The 16,625-nt window shown below is 58.6% G+C and carries 10 protein-coding genes; 7 read left to right on the forward strand and 3 right to left on the reverse strand.

What is annotated here, in order from left to right; translation table 11 throughout:
• Positions 1–5: 5 nt before the first annotated feature.
• From GGD63_RS05265 to GGD63_RS05295, 7 genes are all read left to right on the forward strand, one after another.
• Positions 6–2,063 (forward strand): hydantoinase/oxoprolinase family protein, encoded by a 2,058-nt coding sequence (locus GGD63_RS05265; RefSeq protein ID WP_183239840.1) that lies wholly within the window; start codon positions 6–8, stop codon positions 2,061–2,063.
• Positions 2,060–3,775 (forward strand): hydantoinase B/oxoprolinase family protein, encoded by a 1,716-nt coding sequence (locus GGD63_RS05270; RefSeq protein ID WP_183239841.1) that lies wholly within the window; start codon positions 2,060–2,062, stop codon positions 3,773–3,775. The genes GGD63_RS05265 and GGD63_RS05270 overlap by 4 nt, the downstream gene beginning before the upstream one ends.
• Before the next feature lie 172 nt (positions 3,776–3,947).
• Positions 3,948–5,207, forward strand: coding sequence for a Glu/Leu/Phe/Val dehydrogenase (locus GGD63_RS05275; protein WP_183239842.1), 1,260 nt, complete (start codon positions 3,948–3,950; stop codon positions 5,205–5,207).
• A gap of 1,005 nt (positions 5,208–6,212) precedes the next feature.
• Positions 6,213–7,901 carry a carboxylesterase family protein gene (locus GGD63_RS05280; protein WP_312013090.1) on the forward strand — a complete coding sequence of 563 codons (1,689 nt, stop codon included), beginning with the start codon at positions 6,213–6,215 and terminating at the stop codon, positions 7,899–7,901.
• Positions 7,902–8,071: 170 nt separating this feature from the next.
• Positions 8,072–8,998, forward strand: coding sequence for an amidohydrolase (locus GGD63_RS05285; protein WP_183239844.1), 927 nt, complete (start codon positions 8,072–8,074; stop codon positions 8,996–8,998).
• Positions 8,999–10,031: 1,033 nt separating this feature from the next.
• Positions 10,032–11,570, forward strand: coding sequence for a porin (locus GGD63_RS05290; protein ID WP_183239845.1), 1,539 nt, complete (start codon positions 10,032–10,034; stop codon positions 11,568–11,570).
• A gap of 430 nt (positions 11,571–12,000) precedes the next feature.
• On the forward strand, positions 12,001–12,561 hold the full coding sequence (locus GGD63_RS05295; RefSeq protein ID WP_183239846.1) for a MarR family winged helix-turn-helix transcriptional regulator: 561 nt from the start codon (positions 12,001–12,003) through the stop codon (positions 12,559–12,561).
• Between the two features lie 249 nt (positions 12,562–12,810).
• On the opposite strand, the gene GGD63_RS05300 is transcribed toward GGD63_RS05295, so the two are convergent.
• From GGD63_RS05300 to GGD63_RS05310, 3 genes are all read right to left on the reverse strand, one after another.
• Positions 12,811–14,169 carry a hypothetical protein gene (locus GGD63_RS05300; protein WP_183239847.1) on the reverse strand — a complete coding sequence of 453 codons (1,359 nt, stop codon included), beginning with the start codon at positions 14,167–14,169 and terminating at the stop codon, positions 12,811–12,813.
• 549 nt (positions 14,170–14,718) lie between these two features.
• On the reverse strand, positions 14,719–15,258 hold the full coding sequence (locus tag GGD63_RS05305) for a hypothetical protein (protein WP_183239848.1): 540 nt from the start codon (positions 15,256–15,258) through the stop codon (positions 14,719–14,721).
• A 31-nt stretch (positions 15,259–15,289) separates the two neighbouring features.
• Entirely contained in the window at positions 15,290–16,615 is a 1,326-nt protein-coding gene (locus GGD63_RS05310; protein WP_183239849.1) for a pentapeptide repeat-containing protein, read from the reverse strand.
• Positions 16,616–16,625 lie beyond the last annotated feature (10 nt).

Here is a 16,625-nt window from a genome sequence, read left to right on the forward strand (position 1 = left end):
ATCCCATGTACCGAATTGGAGTTGATGTCGGTGGCACCTTCACCGATTTCACATTGCTGAATGACACGACGGGAGAGGTGCTCTTCTACAAGGTATCCTCCACACCCACAGATCCCTCGGAAGCGATTCAGACCGGTGCTCGCGAGATGTTGGAAGAGTATCGGATCAGTCCCTCCGATGTCAGCTTCATCGGACACGGCACGACCGTTGCGACCAATCTGGTCATCGAACGCAAGGGAGCCAAGACGGCGCTGATCACGACAAAGGGCTTTCGCGACGTACTCGAAATCGGTCGTCAGACCCGGCCCCATCTCTATGATTACCAGGTGCACAATCCGCCGCCGCTCGTGCAACGCGTGCTACGCTTCGAAGTCAGCGAGCGTCTTGACAGTACCGGAAACGAGTTGAGGCCGGTCGACATGGCGGAGGTCGATGCCATCATCGAGAAGCTGATAGTTGCAGATGTCAAGGCGGTCGCGATCTGCTTCCTGCACAGCTACGTCAACGCAGAGCACGAGTCCGTGGTCCGCGATCGCTTGCGCGAACGTCTTCCCGACGTCTACGTCACGACCTCGTCCGATCTTCTACCGGAGTTCCGCGAGTTCGAACGCTTGTCGACCACAGTGCTGAACTCTTACTCGGGACCTCGAATGCAGACTTATCTGGATCGACTGGCCAGGAATGTCTCCTCGCTCGGCTCGCCGGTCATTCCTTATACTATTCATTCCAACGGCGGGCTGATGTCGATTCCGACAGTTCGTCAGTTCCCCGTCCGGACTTGCCTCTCCGGTCCTGCTGCCGGTGTTGTCGGTGCAGCTGTCGTCGCCAGGGAGGCTGGTTTCGAGAACATCGTCACTTTCGATGTTGGTGGCACCAGCACCGACGTTTCCGTCATCGTCGATGGAGAACCTCAATTTACGTCGAACCGCAATGTCGCCGACTATCCGGTCAAGACACCGATGGTCGATATCCACGTGATCGGGGCTGGAGGTGGTTCGATCGCATGGATCGACGACGCCGGTGCATTGAAGGTTGGCCCTCAGAGTGCCGGCGCCGTCCCCGGGCCGGTTGCCTACGGTCGCGGCGGTGAAATGCCAACCGTTACCGACGCCAATGTCGTTCTGCATCGGCTGAGTCCCGCAACCCTGTTGAACGGTAAATTGAAGGTCAAGGAGGACGAGGCCCGTCACGTGCTTGATGAACGCGTCGCAACGCCTCTGGAACTGCCCCTCGAAGATGCGGCAATCGGAATTCTGCGGATTGCCAACGCCAATATGGGGCGCGCCATCCGCTCCGTCTCGACGGAACGGGGACACGATCTATCCAGGTTCGCGCTGATGGCGTTCGGCGGCGCCGGCCCTCTTCACGCCTGCGACGTTGCCGCCGAATGCGGCATCCCGACAGTAATCATTCCCCGCGAGCCGGGAACCATGTGCGCGCGCGGTATCCTCTTGTCCGACATCAGTCTCGATTTCGTGCGTACGCTGATCAAGAGCGCGAGCCTGTCGGCCTGGGCGATCGTCAAGAAAAACTTCGCCGACATGCGTGGACAGGGCGCCGCCTGGCTCGAAGGGGAGAAGGTGGGGGTCGGTCTGCGGCGCTACGTCCAGTTTGTCGAGGCGCGCTATGAGGGGCAGAACTTCGAGGTTGCTGTGGCCGTGCCTGCCGATGCCGACATGAGTTTCGATGAGTTCCTGATCGAATTTGCAAAAGGACATCACGCTGAATACGGATACGATATTCCCGGCCGAACGGTCGAAATCGTAAATTGTCGTATCAAGGCGGTTGGTCTCGTGCCGAAGCCCCGCAACGACTTCCATTCGGATAATCGCGGCTCGCTGGCGGATGCGCGCATAGGTAGTCGCGCCGTGCTGTTTTCGAGCAACTCGGGACGCATCGAAGCGCCGGTATATGAACGAAGCCGCGTACCTCTCGGAACGGAGTTCTCCGGACCGGCCATCATAGAGGAAATGAGCTCGACGACGCTCATTCCCCCGGATGCGAGATTCCACGTCGATAGCGCCGGAAACATCATCATCGTCAGCATGAAGGCAGTGGGATGAGCAACGTGAAAATCGCCCAAACAGGCATCTCTCGCGACCAGGCCATGGCAGATCCGATCTCCATGGAGGTCTTCTCGAACCGCCTTTTGACAATCACCGAAGAAATGGGAAATACGCTCATTCGATCGTCGTTCTCGACCAACATCAAAGAGCGGAAGGATTGCTCGGTTGGATTGTTCGACAAGCGCGGCCGCCTTGTGGCTCAAGCCTCCCACATCCCTCTGCATCTCGGATCTTTGAGGGGGAGCGTTCAGGCCGTTCTCAAACGTTTCCCGGTGGAGACGATTCGCCCTGGCACAGCATTCATCAGCAATGATCCTTATCTTGCCGGCGGCACCCATATGCCCGACATCTCGGTTGTTACGCCGATGTTCGCGGACGGGCAGCTGCGTTTCTTCACGGCCAACATCGCGCACCATTCAGACGTGGGTGGTAGCGTGCCGGGCTCTGTTTCCGCTAATGCGCGCACCGTTTTTGAAGAGGGCATACGCCTGCCGCCGATCTTGATCGTCGAGAATGGCAAAGTCCGCGAGGACCTTCTCGATCTCATTGCGCAGAACACGCGCGAGCCTGAGGAGCGGGTGCTCGACATTCGGGTGCAGATGGCGACGAATGATCAGGGTAACGCTGCCCTTGATGGTCTCATCCGACAGATGGGCATTGAAGCGGTAGAGCAGGCCGTTGGCGACATCCTCTCCTACACGGCGCGACGGCTCCAGATGCGGATCGATGCCTTGGGCAATGCGCGCGGCGCCTTCACCTGCCATCTCGACGACGACGGTTCGGGTGGGGATCCGGTGCCTGTAACCACGACCGTATGGGTCGAAAACGGCAATCTGGTCGTCGACTTCGCGGGCACTGGTCCTCAAGCCAGGGGTGCCCTTAATGTGTCGGCAAGTGCTCTTGATGCAACGGTCTTTTACGCAGTCAAGGCTTTGCTCGACCCGCAGCTCATGCCGAACGAGGGTATGATGCAGTCGATCGATATTCGGGCAGAGAAGGGGCTGATCGTGAACGCGCGCTTCCCTGCGGCAACCGGCGCGCGTTCGATCACCTGCCAGAAGATCGCTCGCGCGATCTTTGGGGCTTTCCGCCAGATACTGCCGGCGGATCGTCTGATGGCATCCGGAAATGACGACCTTCCCACCGTCGTATTCTCTGCAGCGCATGCGAAACGCGAAGGAACCTACGTCTATCTTGAGACGCTCGGCGGTGGCGGGCCTGCGACGGGCCGCACGGATGGGATGAATGCGGTGCACGTTCACGTGACCAATACTTCCAACCTGCCGATCGAAGCGCTGGAGAACGAGTATCCACTGCGGGTCGATGAATATTCTCTGGTTGAACGATCAGGAGGGGCCGGCAGATATCGCGGTGGCCTTGGACTCGTGCGCCAGGTCACCTCGCTGCAGGATGGCACGATCTTCTCCGCTCGCTCCGATGGTCACAAGCATCCGGCTACAGGTGTCGCGGGTGGCGGCGACGGGAAGCCGGCGCGGCTCTATCTGAATTACGGACAGGATGGACAGAAGTCACTGCCCTCCAAGGTGACGCACCTCACGCTGAACACAGGTGAAAACATTCGTATCGAAACGGGCGGAGGGGGAGGCCTCGGCAATCCGGCGGAGCGGCCAGAGGCGGCCGTACGGCTGGATCTCGAGAACGGCTACATCGGAACCGGGGACCTTCCACTCTACGGCCGTACCGGTTGATCTCAGCGTTGGAGCGACTTGCCCCTGCGTACCGCAAGCTTGCGTCGGACGACGGAGAGATCTGAGTCTCCGGATCACAAGATCCCGGAGTCGCTCGAACCGGCAAGCAGACCCAGGCGTATCGGCCGCAGGGTCGTGCAACAATACCAAGCAGATTGAGATTGGAGTTCCTATGACGATCTATACTGGGCCGGTATTCGAAATGGCTCGGCGTCAGTTCGATCAAATCGCCAACCATATCGAGATGCCTGACGATGAAAGAGAACGCGTATTTTATCCTAAACGCGCTGTAACCGTGTCATGCCCCATCCATCGGGATGACGGCTCAGTGACTGTCTTCCAGGGATATCGCGTTCAGCACCACTTGACCTTGGGTCCAACCAAAGGAGGGACTCGATTTGCCAAAACTGTCGACATTGGAGAGGTCGCGGCCCTCGCGGTGTGGATGAGCTGGAAATGTGCACTGGCCGGACTCCCCTATGGTGGCGCCAAAGGAGGGATAACCGTTGATCCCCGAGCTCTTTCGAGCCGCGAACTCGAAGCGCTGTCACGACGGTATATACAGGAGATGATACCCTTTGTCGGCCCACATACCGATGTCATGGCGCCCGATATGGGTACCGATGAACAAGTCATGGCGTGGTTCATGGATACCTACTCGATGTATCAGGGGCGCACAGTCACCGAGATCGTAACGGGTAAGCCTGTGTCCGCCGGTGGGACCGAAGGTCGTAGAGAGGCGACCGGGCGCGGGGTCGCGCATCTCGTCGGCCGCGCGCTTGATCGTATCGGCTTGAGCCCACAGCGATCGACAGTCATCGTACAAGGGTTCGGAAATGTCGGCAGCGTGACCGCGTGCGCTCTCGCCGAACGAGGAGTAAAAGTGATCGGGGTAAGCGATCATACGGCTTCTTACTACAGTCCGGGAGGATTGGATCTTTCGGAACTACAAAGGCACGTAGCTTGCAAAGGCTCATTGCATGGATTCTCTAGCGAGTTGTCGATCGAGCCCGAAGATCTTATGGCGCAACGTTGCGATATCCTCGTGCCGGCGGCGGTAGAACGCGTCATCACACACGAAAATGTAAGCAGATTGCGGTGCAGGATCCTGGCCGAAGGCGCAAATGGCCCGACGACGCCCGAGGCAGACGAAATTCTCGATCAGCGACGCGACGAGATCTTCGTCTTGCCAGACATTCTCTGCAACGCAGGCGGAGTAATCGTCAGCTATTTCGAGTGGGTCCAGGGACTCCAGCAATTATTCTGGGCCGAAAATGAAGTGCTGTCGCGTCTTCACGGCCTTCTCGATCGAACATTTGATCAGGTCATGGCCCGCTCGGATCGTGACCGCGTTTCACATCGAACGGCCGCACTCGCCATCGGTGTCGAGAGAGTGCGCGATGCAAAACGAACACGAGGACTGTTTCCGTAACCGGCGAGACGCAGCAATTCAGTGAGGACATGTGATCGCGATATGTCTTGCGTCAAAAGATGGTGGGGATGTCTGTTCGTCGGCGTCGGTGGTCAAATTGAAATCACGAGCCCATAATCCATCGATCAGTCGCCGCCTGAAACGACGTGCTATCGATGCCCTCATCAGGGGGCGATACGCGAACCTCGGAGGAAAATCGGTTTCAGCAAGGGCGAAGAACCTGGTGAAGATAGCCGCAGCCTACTCTTTCGACGAGTTGCTCGCTGAACATGGTGTGGGCCGCATCACGGCCATCGAGATTCGGGCATGGCTGGAAGGGAACGGAGCATCGCTCCGATCGTCCAGTTGAGGACCGGGGTCCAGGCTCTCTTCCCGTATCGAAGCGTCGCATCGGGATGGCGGCCGAGACAATCTTCAACAACGCACGGCGACCAGGTTCACGTTCTTGGTCTTCGGAAGACTATCCTTCGCCGCCACCATGGCGATCGCCCGTGATACCAGGTCGAGAGCGTGATGCGACCGGCCAGCGCAATGCTGAAGCCGGGATGAAGGTGATAGAACAGCCCTCGATCGAAGCGCTCCCCGGGAAAACGAACTCCGAGGCGGGCGATCGAGTAAGCATCACTCCGGCAGCCAAACCCGGTACGTGACGCAAGCAGCCGACTAGCCTCGCGTGACCACTCGGCGAGCGAGGACCTCTTCTTCGTCCGCCACGTACAAACGTTCATCTTCTAATCGGGTCGCGTTCCATCATACAAAGATACGACGGGGAAGCGCATTCTCTTGCATCGTGACTGGCCCGCATTTGGCTGCTTGATGCTTGAGATAGTGCTGACCTGCCGGACGGATGAAGTACCGCAGCGCTTTGAACGGGTGAGGCTAGGAAGACGCATGATCCGACTCTCAAGACAGTGGGCGACCTTGTGCCTGACGGCTGTTGATGCACTGCAGGCAACGAGTCCGCGCCCCAGGTACGCTCGCCGCCCAAATTCAAACAGATCGATCGTGCGCAAAGCCGCGAGGAAAGCTGGTCTTGGCGTCGGGTTTGCCATCGCGTTGGGAACGCTGGGCGTTTCATCGTCCGCATTGGCCGCCGGGCAGGATCAAACCCCCGAAGAGAAGCTCAGTTCTGTTGTTGAAACAAAGGAAGGACCGGTCCAGGGGTTCATCTCGAACGGCGTTACCAAGTTCCTTGGCATTCCCTACGCCGAGCCCCCGATGGGTGAGTTGCGCTGGCTGCCGCCAAAGGATCACGCGCGATGGACCAATGTTCTGCCGGCGACGAAATTTGCGCCGATCTGTGCATTGAAGACGACCCTTGGCGTGTTCTCAGGACCTCCGAACAATAATGAAGACTGTCTGTACCTGAACGTCTTCGCTCCGGAAGTCAGGCCGTCGCAGCCGCTCCCCGTCATTGTGTTCATCCACGGGGGCGGAAACTATGACGGGGAAACGCCCGGCTATGATGGCAGCAAGATGGTGACCAAGGGCAAAGCTATCGTCGTCACGATGGCGTACCGGCTGAACCTGATGGGTTTCCTGTCGCATCCTGCTCTAAACAACGAGGGACACCCGTTTGCGAACTATGGGTTGCTTGATCAGATCGCGGCCTTCAAATGGGTGCAACGCAATGTCTCTCTGTTCGGTGGCGACAAAGACAACGTCACGCTTGCGGGTCAATCCGCGGGCGCCATCGATGTCCAGTTCCATATGGTTTCGCCCTTCGCCAAGGATCTATTCCATCGGGCGATATGTCAGAGCTCCTGCATGGCGTTTCCTCCGTTGACGACCGCAGCAGCAGCGGAGGCTAAAGGCATCGCCTTTGCCGAGGCCGCCGGGTGCGGATCGGGCAGGGGACCGGAAGTCGCGCAGTGCCTGCGTCATCTTCCTGCCGAGAAGGTCATGGAGTTCGCAGGGACGCCGAACTCCATTAGCCAGTATGTCTCGCCCTACATCGTGGATGGACAGATTGTTCCGGATACGCCGCTCAAGCTGTTCAAGAATGGTCAGTTCCAACGCGTTCCCGTGATGAATGGCGGCACGCGGGACGAGTGGAATTTCACTTTGGCGCTTCCTGTGTACGCCAGCAGCACGGACAATGCGAAGCGGACTGCGCCGACTGCGGAGCAATACCACAAGTACATCAACTCAACTTTTGCGCCGCCAGCATACACGGAAGGAACGGCGGCCAAGGTCCTGGACCTCTATCCCTTGAGCGCCTTCAAGAGCCCTTACGCCGCCTGGAATCGTGTGGCTTCAGACGCGCTGCGTCTTTGCAACCTGCGTTCGAAAAACAAGATAATGGCGCAGTACGTGCCCGTCTACGCTTATGAGTTCGCCGATGCGACAGCTCCGTCGTATTTCCCGGATATGCCGGGAATGGAGGATCTTGGCGCCTATCACACCATGGATATTCAGTACATATTCCCTTCCTGGCATGGTAGTCCGCTCGGCATCGTAAAAGCGTTGAATGAGAAGCAAGCCAAGCTGTCTGATCAAATGGTTGTCTCCTGGGGCAACTTTGCGAAAACCGGCAATCCGAACGGCACAGGTAACAGCCCGTGGCCAGTATCGAACGCTAATGCGTCGGGTTGGCTGATTCAGGATCTGCCCGGTGTGTCCAGCATGACAGATGCCGAGTACTCGAAGCTTCACAACTGCGACTTCTGGGATTCAGTTGGCCCGGCTCCGTAAGGCTTGAGCGGATAAACTGCGCAAAAGCGTGGAGATCAGACAATTGATGTCTCGGCCAGGCCAACACTCCGGATGTCATATCCCTCAATGCAGCAGATGCATGCGAAGCGATAGACCTCTGCAATTGATGGCCCCCAGAGTTGGATCTGGCCGATGAGTCAGGAAAGCTGATGTTACGTCGACGCGACTTCATTAAAGTATCGGTTGGAGCAATCGCCGCTGCCGGAGCACCAGAGAGAGTCAGTGCTTCCACCTGGAAGACCATCGACGCACAAGTTCACTGCTATGAGCGTAATCATGCAGAGCGACCTTGGGCCAGCACCCTGGTCGGGCCGGAGGAGATGACCGGCGATCAGATGGTTGTGGCAATGGATGCGGTCGGGGTCGATGGCGCGGTTCTGGTGTCGCCGTTCGCGATGTATCGATACGATCCCGGCTATGTTCTCGAAGTCGAGGCAAGACATCCAGATCGGTTCTGCCTGGTCAAGCCAGTGGACACGAACGATCCTGCAGTCGCAGAAAACATCGCCGGCTGGAAGGCAAAAAAAGGCACTGTCGGCGTCAGGGTTATCATGGGGGACAATGTCTCGGCTGATCCGGCCGACCCGGGGATGAACCGGGTTCTGGCGGCGGCGGTGAAGCATTCACTGGCGGTCAACCTGCAGTGCTGGGGACGGTTGGAGCAGGTGGGACAATTGGCATCCCGGAATCCAGACACGCAGATCGTTATCGACCATCTGGGGCTGACCCAGCCCATGGCGCCGCCAGCACTTCTTCAGCCGTGGGCTGAATTACCGAAAGTGCTGGCGCTGGCAGCCCATCCCAATGTGGCCATCAAGATCACGGGCGCCTGCACATTGGCGCAGGATCCGTTTCCGTACAGTGACATTTGGGACTCGCTCGACCGCATCTTCACCGCTTTCAGTTTCGATCGCTGCCTGTGGGGTACGGATTGGACGCGAGCGGTTAAATTTCTGACCTATAAAGAGGGTGTCGACGCATTCCGTCTGACAGACCGGGTGTCTGACGGCGACCGCGCCAGGCTGATGGGGGGCACGGCGAGTCGCCTCTACAATTGGTCGCCGTCGAAGTCGTAAACATTCCCTCCCGACTAATTTGCCGATTCCCTGTCTCTATAACTTCCGGGTTTGCCGACACGATTTCGAAGGCGGTTCGCGAGCAGCGGATCGAAGTCACGCTTGCATATGTAAGAGATCCCGAGACAGCGACGACAAAGTATTCGAACGACGTGAACTGGCACTCCTTTAACGAATGCATCTGCGTGCAGGTCGAGCGGTTTCACGCACCTGCCGCTGTCGACGTATCACTCCTCGATCGAGGACAATCGTTGGACGGGGGGCGGGCAATTGCCAGCAAGCCGGCTCTGATCCAATCGCGGATTTTCCGGACAGGAAAAGCGGGCCAGCCGGTTGAGGCGCGACGACGTGATCCTGACGGGCCTGGCGAGCCGTGTCTTCAACACCGATGTAGATCGACCCGCTGGATATCCTGGCGATCAAGAGCGTGCGCCTCGGCCGCGCGTATCGTGCGGGTTGGCTGCTCACGAATCTCTCCTTGCTGACGCTGTGCGGCGGGTGAAATCCAGTCCTCCCTGGTTTCGTTCGGCCACGCGCTACAGGCCGATTGCGGATCACGGAGGGTCCAGATGGATAGCGGCCGGTCCCGTGTGCCGAATCGAACGGCAAGCGAATGCTCTTTTCGTCGTTGAGTTTGCGCGCGCATCGCCAAACGATGTCTCGTCGCCAGGGAGCTCATGGGGCGACGGCGAGCGCGTATTTGCAGCACGAGCTCCCCGCGAGACGCGCGGTTGCGGGGATCGGTGCACAAACGCATCGATCGATATTCGTACAAAACGCACCAATCTGCGTTCGCTACAACACACTCGTCTGGCAAGGGGGAGATCGGTACGTGGCGTACGGTCTTTGGCCGAGCAAAGCTGCGCAAATTTGAGAAAGTGGTTTTGCGAAGAGGGGAGCCTGGTTCGTCACGCTAGCTGCGGCATCGAGGTCTTAGCGACCTGGCCAAGCAATCATGCGTGTTCTTGGGGTGAGGGATCCATCTCGCATCGCGAACCTGCGAGCGAGTGTCGCTCTAGAATTGGAGAGTCAGATGAGAAAGTTCAGAGGATTAATCCTCGGATCGGTGGCGGGTTTGGCCACCGTCGGTGCAGCGCAGGCGGCCGATCTGCCAGTGAAGGCCAAGGCGGTCGAATATGTGAAAGTCTGCTCTCTGTACGGGGCTGGCTTCTACTATATTCCCGGTACGGATACCTGCATCAAGCTTGGCGGCTATCTCCGTGTTGATCTGGCGGTCAACACGAATACGGATACGCTCGGTAACACCAATGGTGCAGCTGGCGCAAGAAACCGTCTCTCGAACGCCTACACCTGGCGCTCACGTGAAGACCTGAACATCGACACCCGCACCGCGACGGAATACGGCGTGGTGCGAACCTTCTTCGATGGCACGTTCTCGTGGACGTCGGGTACGTATACCAGCACCGGCGCGGGCGTGACCAATTACGACGTCATTTCGGGTACGACGTCTGCTGCTCCAGGCAACGGAACGGCCGGCGGAGCGGGCGGTGGTTCGCTCGGCGTCTACTACGCCTTCATTCAGTTCGCCGGTCTGACGATGGGCAAGGCGGTATCGCAGTTCAGCGCTCCATGGACGGCCTATCCCGGCAATAACTTCGACGGTCTCGTTGGTGGCGGCGGCGACGTTACAGGCGTCAACCAGTTCAGCTACACGGCCGATTTTGGTCAGGGAATCACGGCGTCGATCTCGGCCCAGGATCCGACCCAATACTATCAGGCCGGCATCAACAACCTCGCGGTACCCGGCACATTCGGATACGGCACGAGCGATTATGCAGGGACATATGCCCCGGATTTCATTGGCATGGTCCGGGTCGATCAGGCTTGGGGTTTGGTTCAGGCGTCGGTCGCGGCGCACGAGAATCACGCCGCCTACTACTCTCCTGGCGTGGAGACGTCGGGTCATCCGAGCGACAAGTGGGGTTGGGCAGCTCAGCTGGCACTGTCGATCAAAAACGTCCCGACGGGAGCCGGCGATACGATCAACGTCTCCGGCGTCTATACCAACGGTGCGACCCGGTACAACATCCACGAAAATGCGACCCCGGCAGGCGCAGCTACAATCTACGGCGGCACGGGATTGGCTGGTGCTTATCAGAGCCTGGGCCTCGGATTCGCGCCAGACGCAGTGTTCGCAACCGGAGGGGGACTACAGCTGATCGAGACGTGGGGCATGCGCGGTGCGTACACCCACAACTGGGATCCTCAATGGAATAGCGCGCTCTACGGCGCTTATGCCGCCGTCCATTATAATGATACGGCCAAGGGGTTGATGTGTGGCGCGGGGGGTACGGTAGCGACCGCGCTCGGCGCGGGTCTTACCACCTGCAACCCGGACTATAATATTGCCCAGTTGGGGGTAATCACGCGCTGGACGCCGGTCAAGAATCTGACGTTTGCCGCAGATCTCACCTACATGCACATCGACCAGAAGTACGCGGGCACCACAGGTGCCGGTGCAAGTGCGACCGTTGCCAAGCCGGCGGCCGTATATGAGCTCAAGGATCAAAACGCGCTTCAGCTCCAGCTTCGCGTTCAACGCAACTGGTAACAGCTATCGAGGAGCAACGGAAGGAGACGATACCAAGTAGTAGATGTTAACCTCCAAGGAAGGCCCCCGGTATGCCCATCGGGGGCCTTTCACTCTAAAGTGCCCAATCGCTCGACTGGGTCGTCTTGAGAGAGCTTTTGCTGTGCAGCCAGTCCTTCGTTCTGAAGGATTGCGAGTACATTTCGAGGCAGGTCCTTGAGCTCGCATGCGCATGCAGAGTGCCGGCCAGGCTAGAGATCATCGAGGGTCTGTACGATCTGTACAGAGGATTTTCTTCCAATACCCAATCGTTCCGGCACTATGAGGCAGCCTCTCGTTTGACTAAGGAGTCCTCTATCGTTCGATCGCGAAGATGATGACAACACTTCGCAGAATCGATCAACGCATAGACGCCTGTTCGGCGAAGTGGCCAATCGAAAGCACGTAAGCGATGACGACATCAGCTGAGCGCAAGGCGCGGTCCAAGGAATTACGTCTGGTTGAGAGTGGCGCGGGACGCCTCTCAGCCGAAGCTCAGGATGCCGCCAGACGTTTCGTCTGGGAGATTGCCTCGATCAAGGCGCATATGGACGAACTTCGCGATTTCCGCGCGATGCTACTTGGTGTTACTGGCCCGCAATGGACGATTCTGATGGCGCTGGCGAACACCGGGACAGGGCGCGGCCTTCCACTCAAGGCGATAGCGAAGGTGATGCACGTCGATCCATCCTTCATTACGACGCAATCCAAGATTCTGGAGAAGAAAGGACTTCTGGTCCGAAATCCTTCCACGAGCGACGCCAGAGTTGTCGAGATGTCGCTTGCTGACAAGACTTACAGGCACATTCTGCGCCTTGAGGACGAGGAGCGCGCTCTTCGCGAATTCATCTTTCATGGGCTCGATAACGACGAATTGACCAGGTTTGTGTGCCAGCTCACAGCATTGAGTGAGCGTCTTCGTCTAGCCCGCTTGAAGGTCGCTTTCGACAGCGAAGTCTGTCCCCGGAGATAAGGGCCATGCGCAGCGCAATTCAATTCCTCGATTTCGCCGCGGAAGGCTTGGTGTCTGCTTGTGCCAGAGACGTCAGAACTCCACCCCACTTTCCGCCTTCACGATCGATAGGCCTGGCCTGCGTGGGCCGGCCGAATTCGGGACGTGAAGAATTGTGGCCGGAACGGCTCGTAGATGGGCGGATTATCGGTTGATTTTGTCGCTCGAATTAGAGTTGAGCACGTCGTGAGGTTCGCGCCGGCGCCGGCTCTATACCTCGGCGTCGCCGGTCTCGTCCCGGATCTCGTTGTCGATCCCGGTCTCTTGCAAAAGTCCGGCCCGGGTAGCCCATTCCAGTGAACTTATCGATGTCGCGAGTTCTTTCTCTTCGTCGATAGACCAGAATTGAAGCCGGATGGGGGACAGGTGGTCGTAATAGCCACCAGACGCCGAGCGGTCGGGGTCACTCAATTGCTCGACAAAGCCGAGCTTTGCCGATCTCGCTGACAGGTCAAGGAATGCAGGGCCGGTGAGAGCATCGATCTGCTTGATCCGTCTTCGAATCCATACCGAGATGGTCTGCACACGGCTGGCATCATCCCCTGAGAAGTCGTCCAGATGGGCGAGGACCGCCGAGAGCCTTGACCGTTCAAGGAGCTGTGCATGGACAGCCTCGACAAAGTTGACGCGCCGCTTTTCGCGCGCAACAAAGGTTTCTTCACGCTTGCGGCGGACTTCCGCGTCGCGGTACTGGCGCTCCCGCTCTTCGGCGTCGCGCTTGCGCTCCCTGATGAGCGCCGCATGCTCGGCCAGACCTGCGATGACTGCCGGCAGTATCGCTTCCACAGATTGCGTTTTGTGGTCTGAATATGTGCAGCGCAGCCCGGACCAGGCATTCGCGTGAATGACGATCGACAGGCGTCCGGACGGAGAATAGTCGTATTTCGGCAACGGCGGGCTAGAAAGGCCCCGGCGAAAGTTATCGTCCCGTCGCTTCAATTCGGCCACTGTGGGCTCATGCGGCATCTTTCGCGGCCGCTCTTCCACTCCAAAGGCGATGGACACGTTGTCGGCTTCAAGTTCGAGGCCGGTGTCGCTAATCCTGGGACGGTATCCCTCGGTTTCTGCCAGGGCAAAAAACCGGCCCAGAAGCCGGAAAGCCCGATCGATCGAGTTCGGCGCGATCTTCAGAGGGACGATGCCACGCCCCTTTGTGCTCGAGAACCCCTCCACGTCAGGACGGGCTTTGGAGATTGCACGGCGTGTTGTACGCAGGATCGAAGGTTCTTCCACGTCAGTTGCTGTTGCGGCGGCAGTTTCCGGTACGGTCATCAATCGCTCCAGAGCTTCTGCCCCTGCCTTGATGACCTGCTCCGGCAGCCGGCGCGATGTGCCGCCCGAGATTCGAATTTGGTCGAGTCTCGTGTCTGGCAACTTGGGCAGGGAGGAGTTGCGAACCGGCTTTTGATGTTCGCGTTTCGCCCAGTATCCCCGTTCGGGTGTAGGGATCTTGTGGCGCTTGCAAGTCTTCTTAAGAGCTGTGCTGGTCACGCCGTAGTCGGCCGCGACCTTCGTCATCGGTCTTGACCAGACTTGTTCAAAGAGCTCCTTGCGGGAAATGGTACGCACGCACACCTCGGAACGCTCGGGGAATTCCTTGATGGCTTAGCACATAGTTTTCTGGAAGGGGCGAGCCGGGTTTTCAGCGCGGTTGTCGTCCACATGGCAGACATTTGCCGTATCCTTCCCGACTCTGTCGCCCGGGGTCGCAAGATCCGCAGGAATTCACAAGAGGCGAGAGCTGGTTGCAGGGCCGCGATAGGTGCGGAAACGCGTCTCAAATTGCCCGACGGAAGGATCGCGGCGTCGATGGTCGACGGAGGCCCGACCCGTACACCCAGTTGGTTCAGGCCATTCGCCATCCACTCCGATGATCGCGGTTTCCGCCGAACTCGGAGCTGCTGTCATCGCAGTATGATCAGGCGATGCAAGGTGCCTCCATACCTGCGATGGCGGCCGTAGCAACATGGCTGTGGAGGACATGCGCGTCCACGGCTCACTCGGCGCACGCTTCTGGCGTGTTTACGCCGACCAGTGGGAAGGAGCATCCGTTCCGCTGTGAAGCAGGCAGTGAGAGGCCTCGTCGAGGCCGCGTAAGCGCGGAGAAAGCAGACGTGTTCAGTCCCCAACCATCAAAGTGGATGCGACGCCGAGCGCAAGGGTTTCGAAGAGTGCAACGCTGACGAACACCAGCTTCGCAGCCGTGGCAAAGCGCATGATGGAAAAGAGGCCGCTGCTGACCGTGGTCGAGCTTCGCAGCAGAACGAAGATCAAGACGTCTTCAAGAGTGTCTGCGACGACGTACAGTACGGCGGGTGCCAAAACGAGATACCATTGCCAGAGTTTGAGTGCGTCGGGCCAGGCGAGCGCTTCGGCACACCAGAGGGCGCCGGTTGCAAGGAAACCGCCGAGCAGCGCTAGATAAACCAGATCGAGCGGGATAACGAAAAGGCGGTAGGGGCGCGCGTATTGGGCTGTTGAACTATCGCGTAACCAAAGAGAAAGACTCTGGGCTGTGAGTGCAGAGTTGTTTAGCGAAGGAATGACACTGCCGTGCTCGAGGAAACGCGAACTAACGTCCTGCCCGAGCCGACCAGCAACTCCTGCTACCAGATAGCTCCAAACGATCACGCCCGCCGCGCAGGTAATTGCAATCATTCAGTTCCTCCTCATCGTGAACCTCTTACCACTACCAATGCGGCCGCAGCGCCGTCGCAATGGCGGTAGCCCTGTCCATTCCCGCACAGAGTTTTGCCGGTGATCCACACCGCTTGACCCACTTTCGGTCCTTGGCAAGCAAACGGTCGAGGCCAAAAGGCTGCGCGTTCCAGTCGGGCGTTTCCTGTTGCTTTAGGTCATTCGCTCCTCCGCCTGCGCACATCCCGTCAACCATCTCACGCGTGAGGCCACGGGCCCCCGTGAAGTTCGCGCGGCTGACGTCGACCGCGCATAGATTCGCGCCGGCCAAATTTGCATAGGCGAGGTCGGCGCCGGCGAGAGATGCGCCCTCAAAGTTCACCGCCCGCAGATCGGCATAGCGAAGGTCACTGATGAAGCACCGGTAGGTCTGCCATTCCGGGAGCCGTTTGCTCTGACCGGTGCGTGGCCGCTCCGCGTCGTCGGGCCCAGTGTAGCTGAAACCGATATGCGAGCCGCTGTATTCCTCGCCTTCGAAATACCCAGTCCAGCCGGGAGAGGCTTCGATCTCCCAATCCGCAAAAGTGGAACCTCTCAGGTCTGCTCCGAAAAGTTTTGCCCCGTTGAGGCTCACACGGTGCAGCTTGGACTGAGACATGTTCGCGCAGGATAGATCGAGACCGCCCATATCGAGGTCGTCCAGCCACCTGTGCTCAAGATTGATCTGAAGATACCGGTTTGCACCCGCCAGGCCACATGCGGGTCCGAGACGCTTGCGGCGAAGGCCGGCAAAGACGGAGCTACCCAATTGACGAACCGCGGCCTGCGCGCCAGCGGGGGGCTCCTCTCGGTCCGCTTCCGCTGGTGTAGATTGCGCTCCGGGCGAGCTCGTAGAATTGACTGTACACTCGCGCGATACGCGAAGTGAGCTCGTTCGTGTCTGAGCGCGCGCAACACTTGAGAATTGCGCGTTTGCTTGCTCGAGCAGGTCCGCGGGAGCCTGTATAGCCAGCAGTCTCAGCTGGATCGCCGCCCGTTCAGCGAGCGGCTTGTCGGAGGCTGCGATCAAATCTTTCGATGCTTCGGCGAAACTTTGGTCTTGTTCGTGGCGGACGCGCAGTTCATGGTCGGAGCTCCATTGTTGGCTCGTCAGCGTGAGCTGGATAACCGTGGCAAAGAATGTCCCTGCCAGCCCAAGGCCTGTCAGCACCTGATAGTTAGTCTGGCGCAGGCGGTCCTGCAGTTCGAGTCGTTTGAGATCGTCACCTTCCAGGTAAGGCGGAACCTGCGCGCGCGGTGCAGCCCACCAGAACCAGAAAAACACGATCAATCCAAATATGCCGATGAAAAGAAGAGGAACGATCCAGACCGTGAGCATGGCTCAACCT

Origin of the sequence: Bradyrhizobium sp. cir1 (genome assembly GCF_014198245.1) — a bacterium.
Taxonomy (GTDB): domain Bacteria; phylum Pseudomonadota; class Alphaproteobacteria; order Rhizobiales; family Xanthobacteraceae; genus Bradyrhizobium.

Coding starts and splice junctions, on each gene's coding strand:
- GGD63_RS05290 (WP_183239845.1), top strand. CDS start 10,032: ATGAGAAAGTTCAGAGGATTAATCCTCGGATCGGTGGCGGGTTTGGCC.
- GGD63_RS05270 (WP_183239841.1), top strand. CDS start 2,060: ATGAGCAACGTGAAAATCGCCCAAACAGGCATCTCTCGCGACCAGGCC.
- GGD63_RS05285 (WP_183239844.1), top strand. CDS start 8,072: ATGTTACGTCGACGCGACTTCATTAAAGTATCGGTTGGAGCAATCGCC.
- GGD63_RS05275 (WP_183239842.1), top strand. CDS start 3,948: ATGACGATCTATACTGGGCCGGTATTCGAAATGGCTCGGCGTCAGTTC.
- GGD63_RS05295 (WP_183239846.1), top strand. CDS start 12,001: ATGACGACATCAGCTGAGCGCAAGGCGCGGTCCAAGGAATTACGTCTG.
- GGD63_RS05265 (WP_183239840.1), top strand. CDS start 6: ATGTACCGAATTGGAGTTGATGTCGGTGGCACCTTCACCGATTTCACA.
- GGD63_RS05305 (WP_183239848.1), bottom strand. CDS start 15,258: ATGATTGCAATTACCTGCGCGGCGGGCGTGATCGTTTGGAGCTATCTG.
- GGD63_RS05310 (WP_183239849.1), bottom strand. CDS start 16,615: ATGCTCACGGTCTGGATCGTTCCTCTTCTTTTCATCGGCATATTTGGA.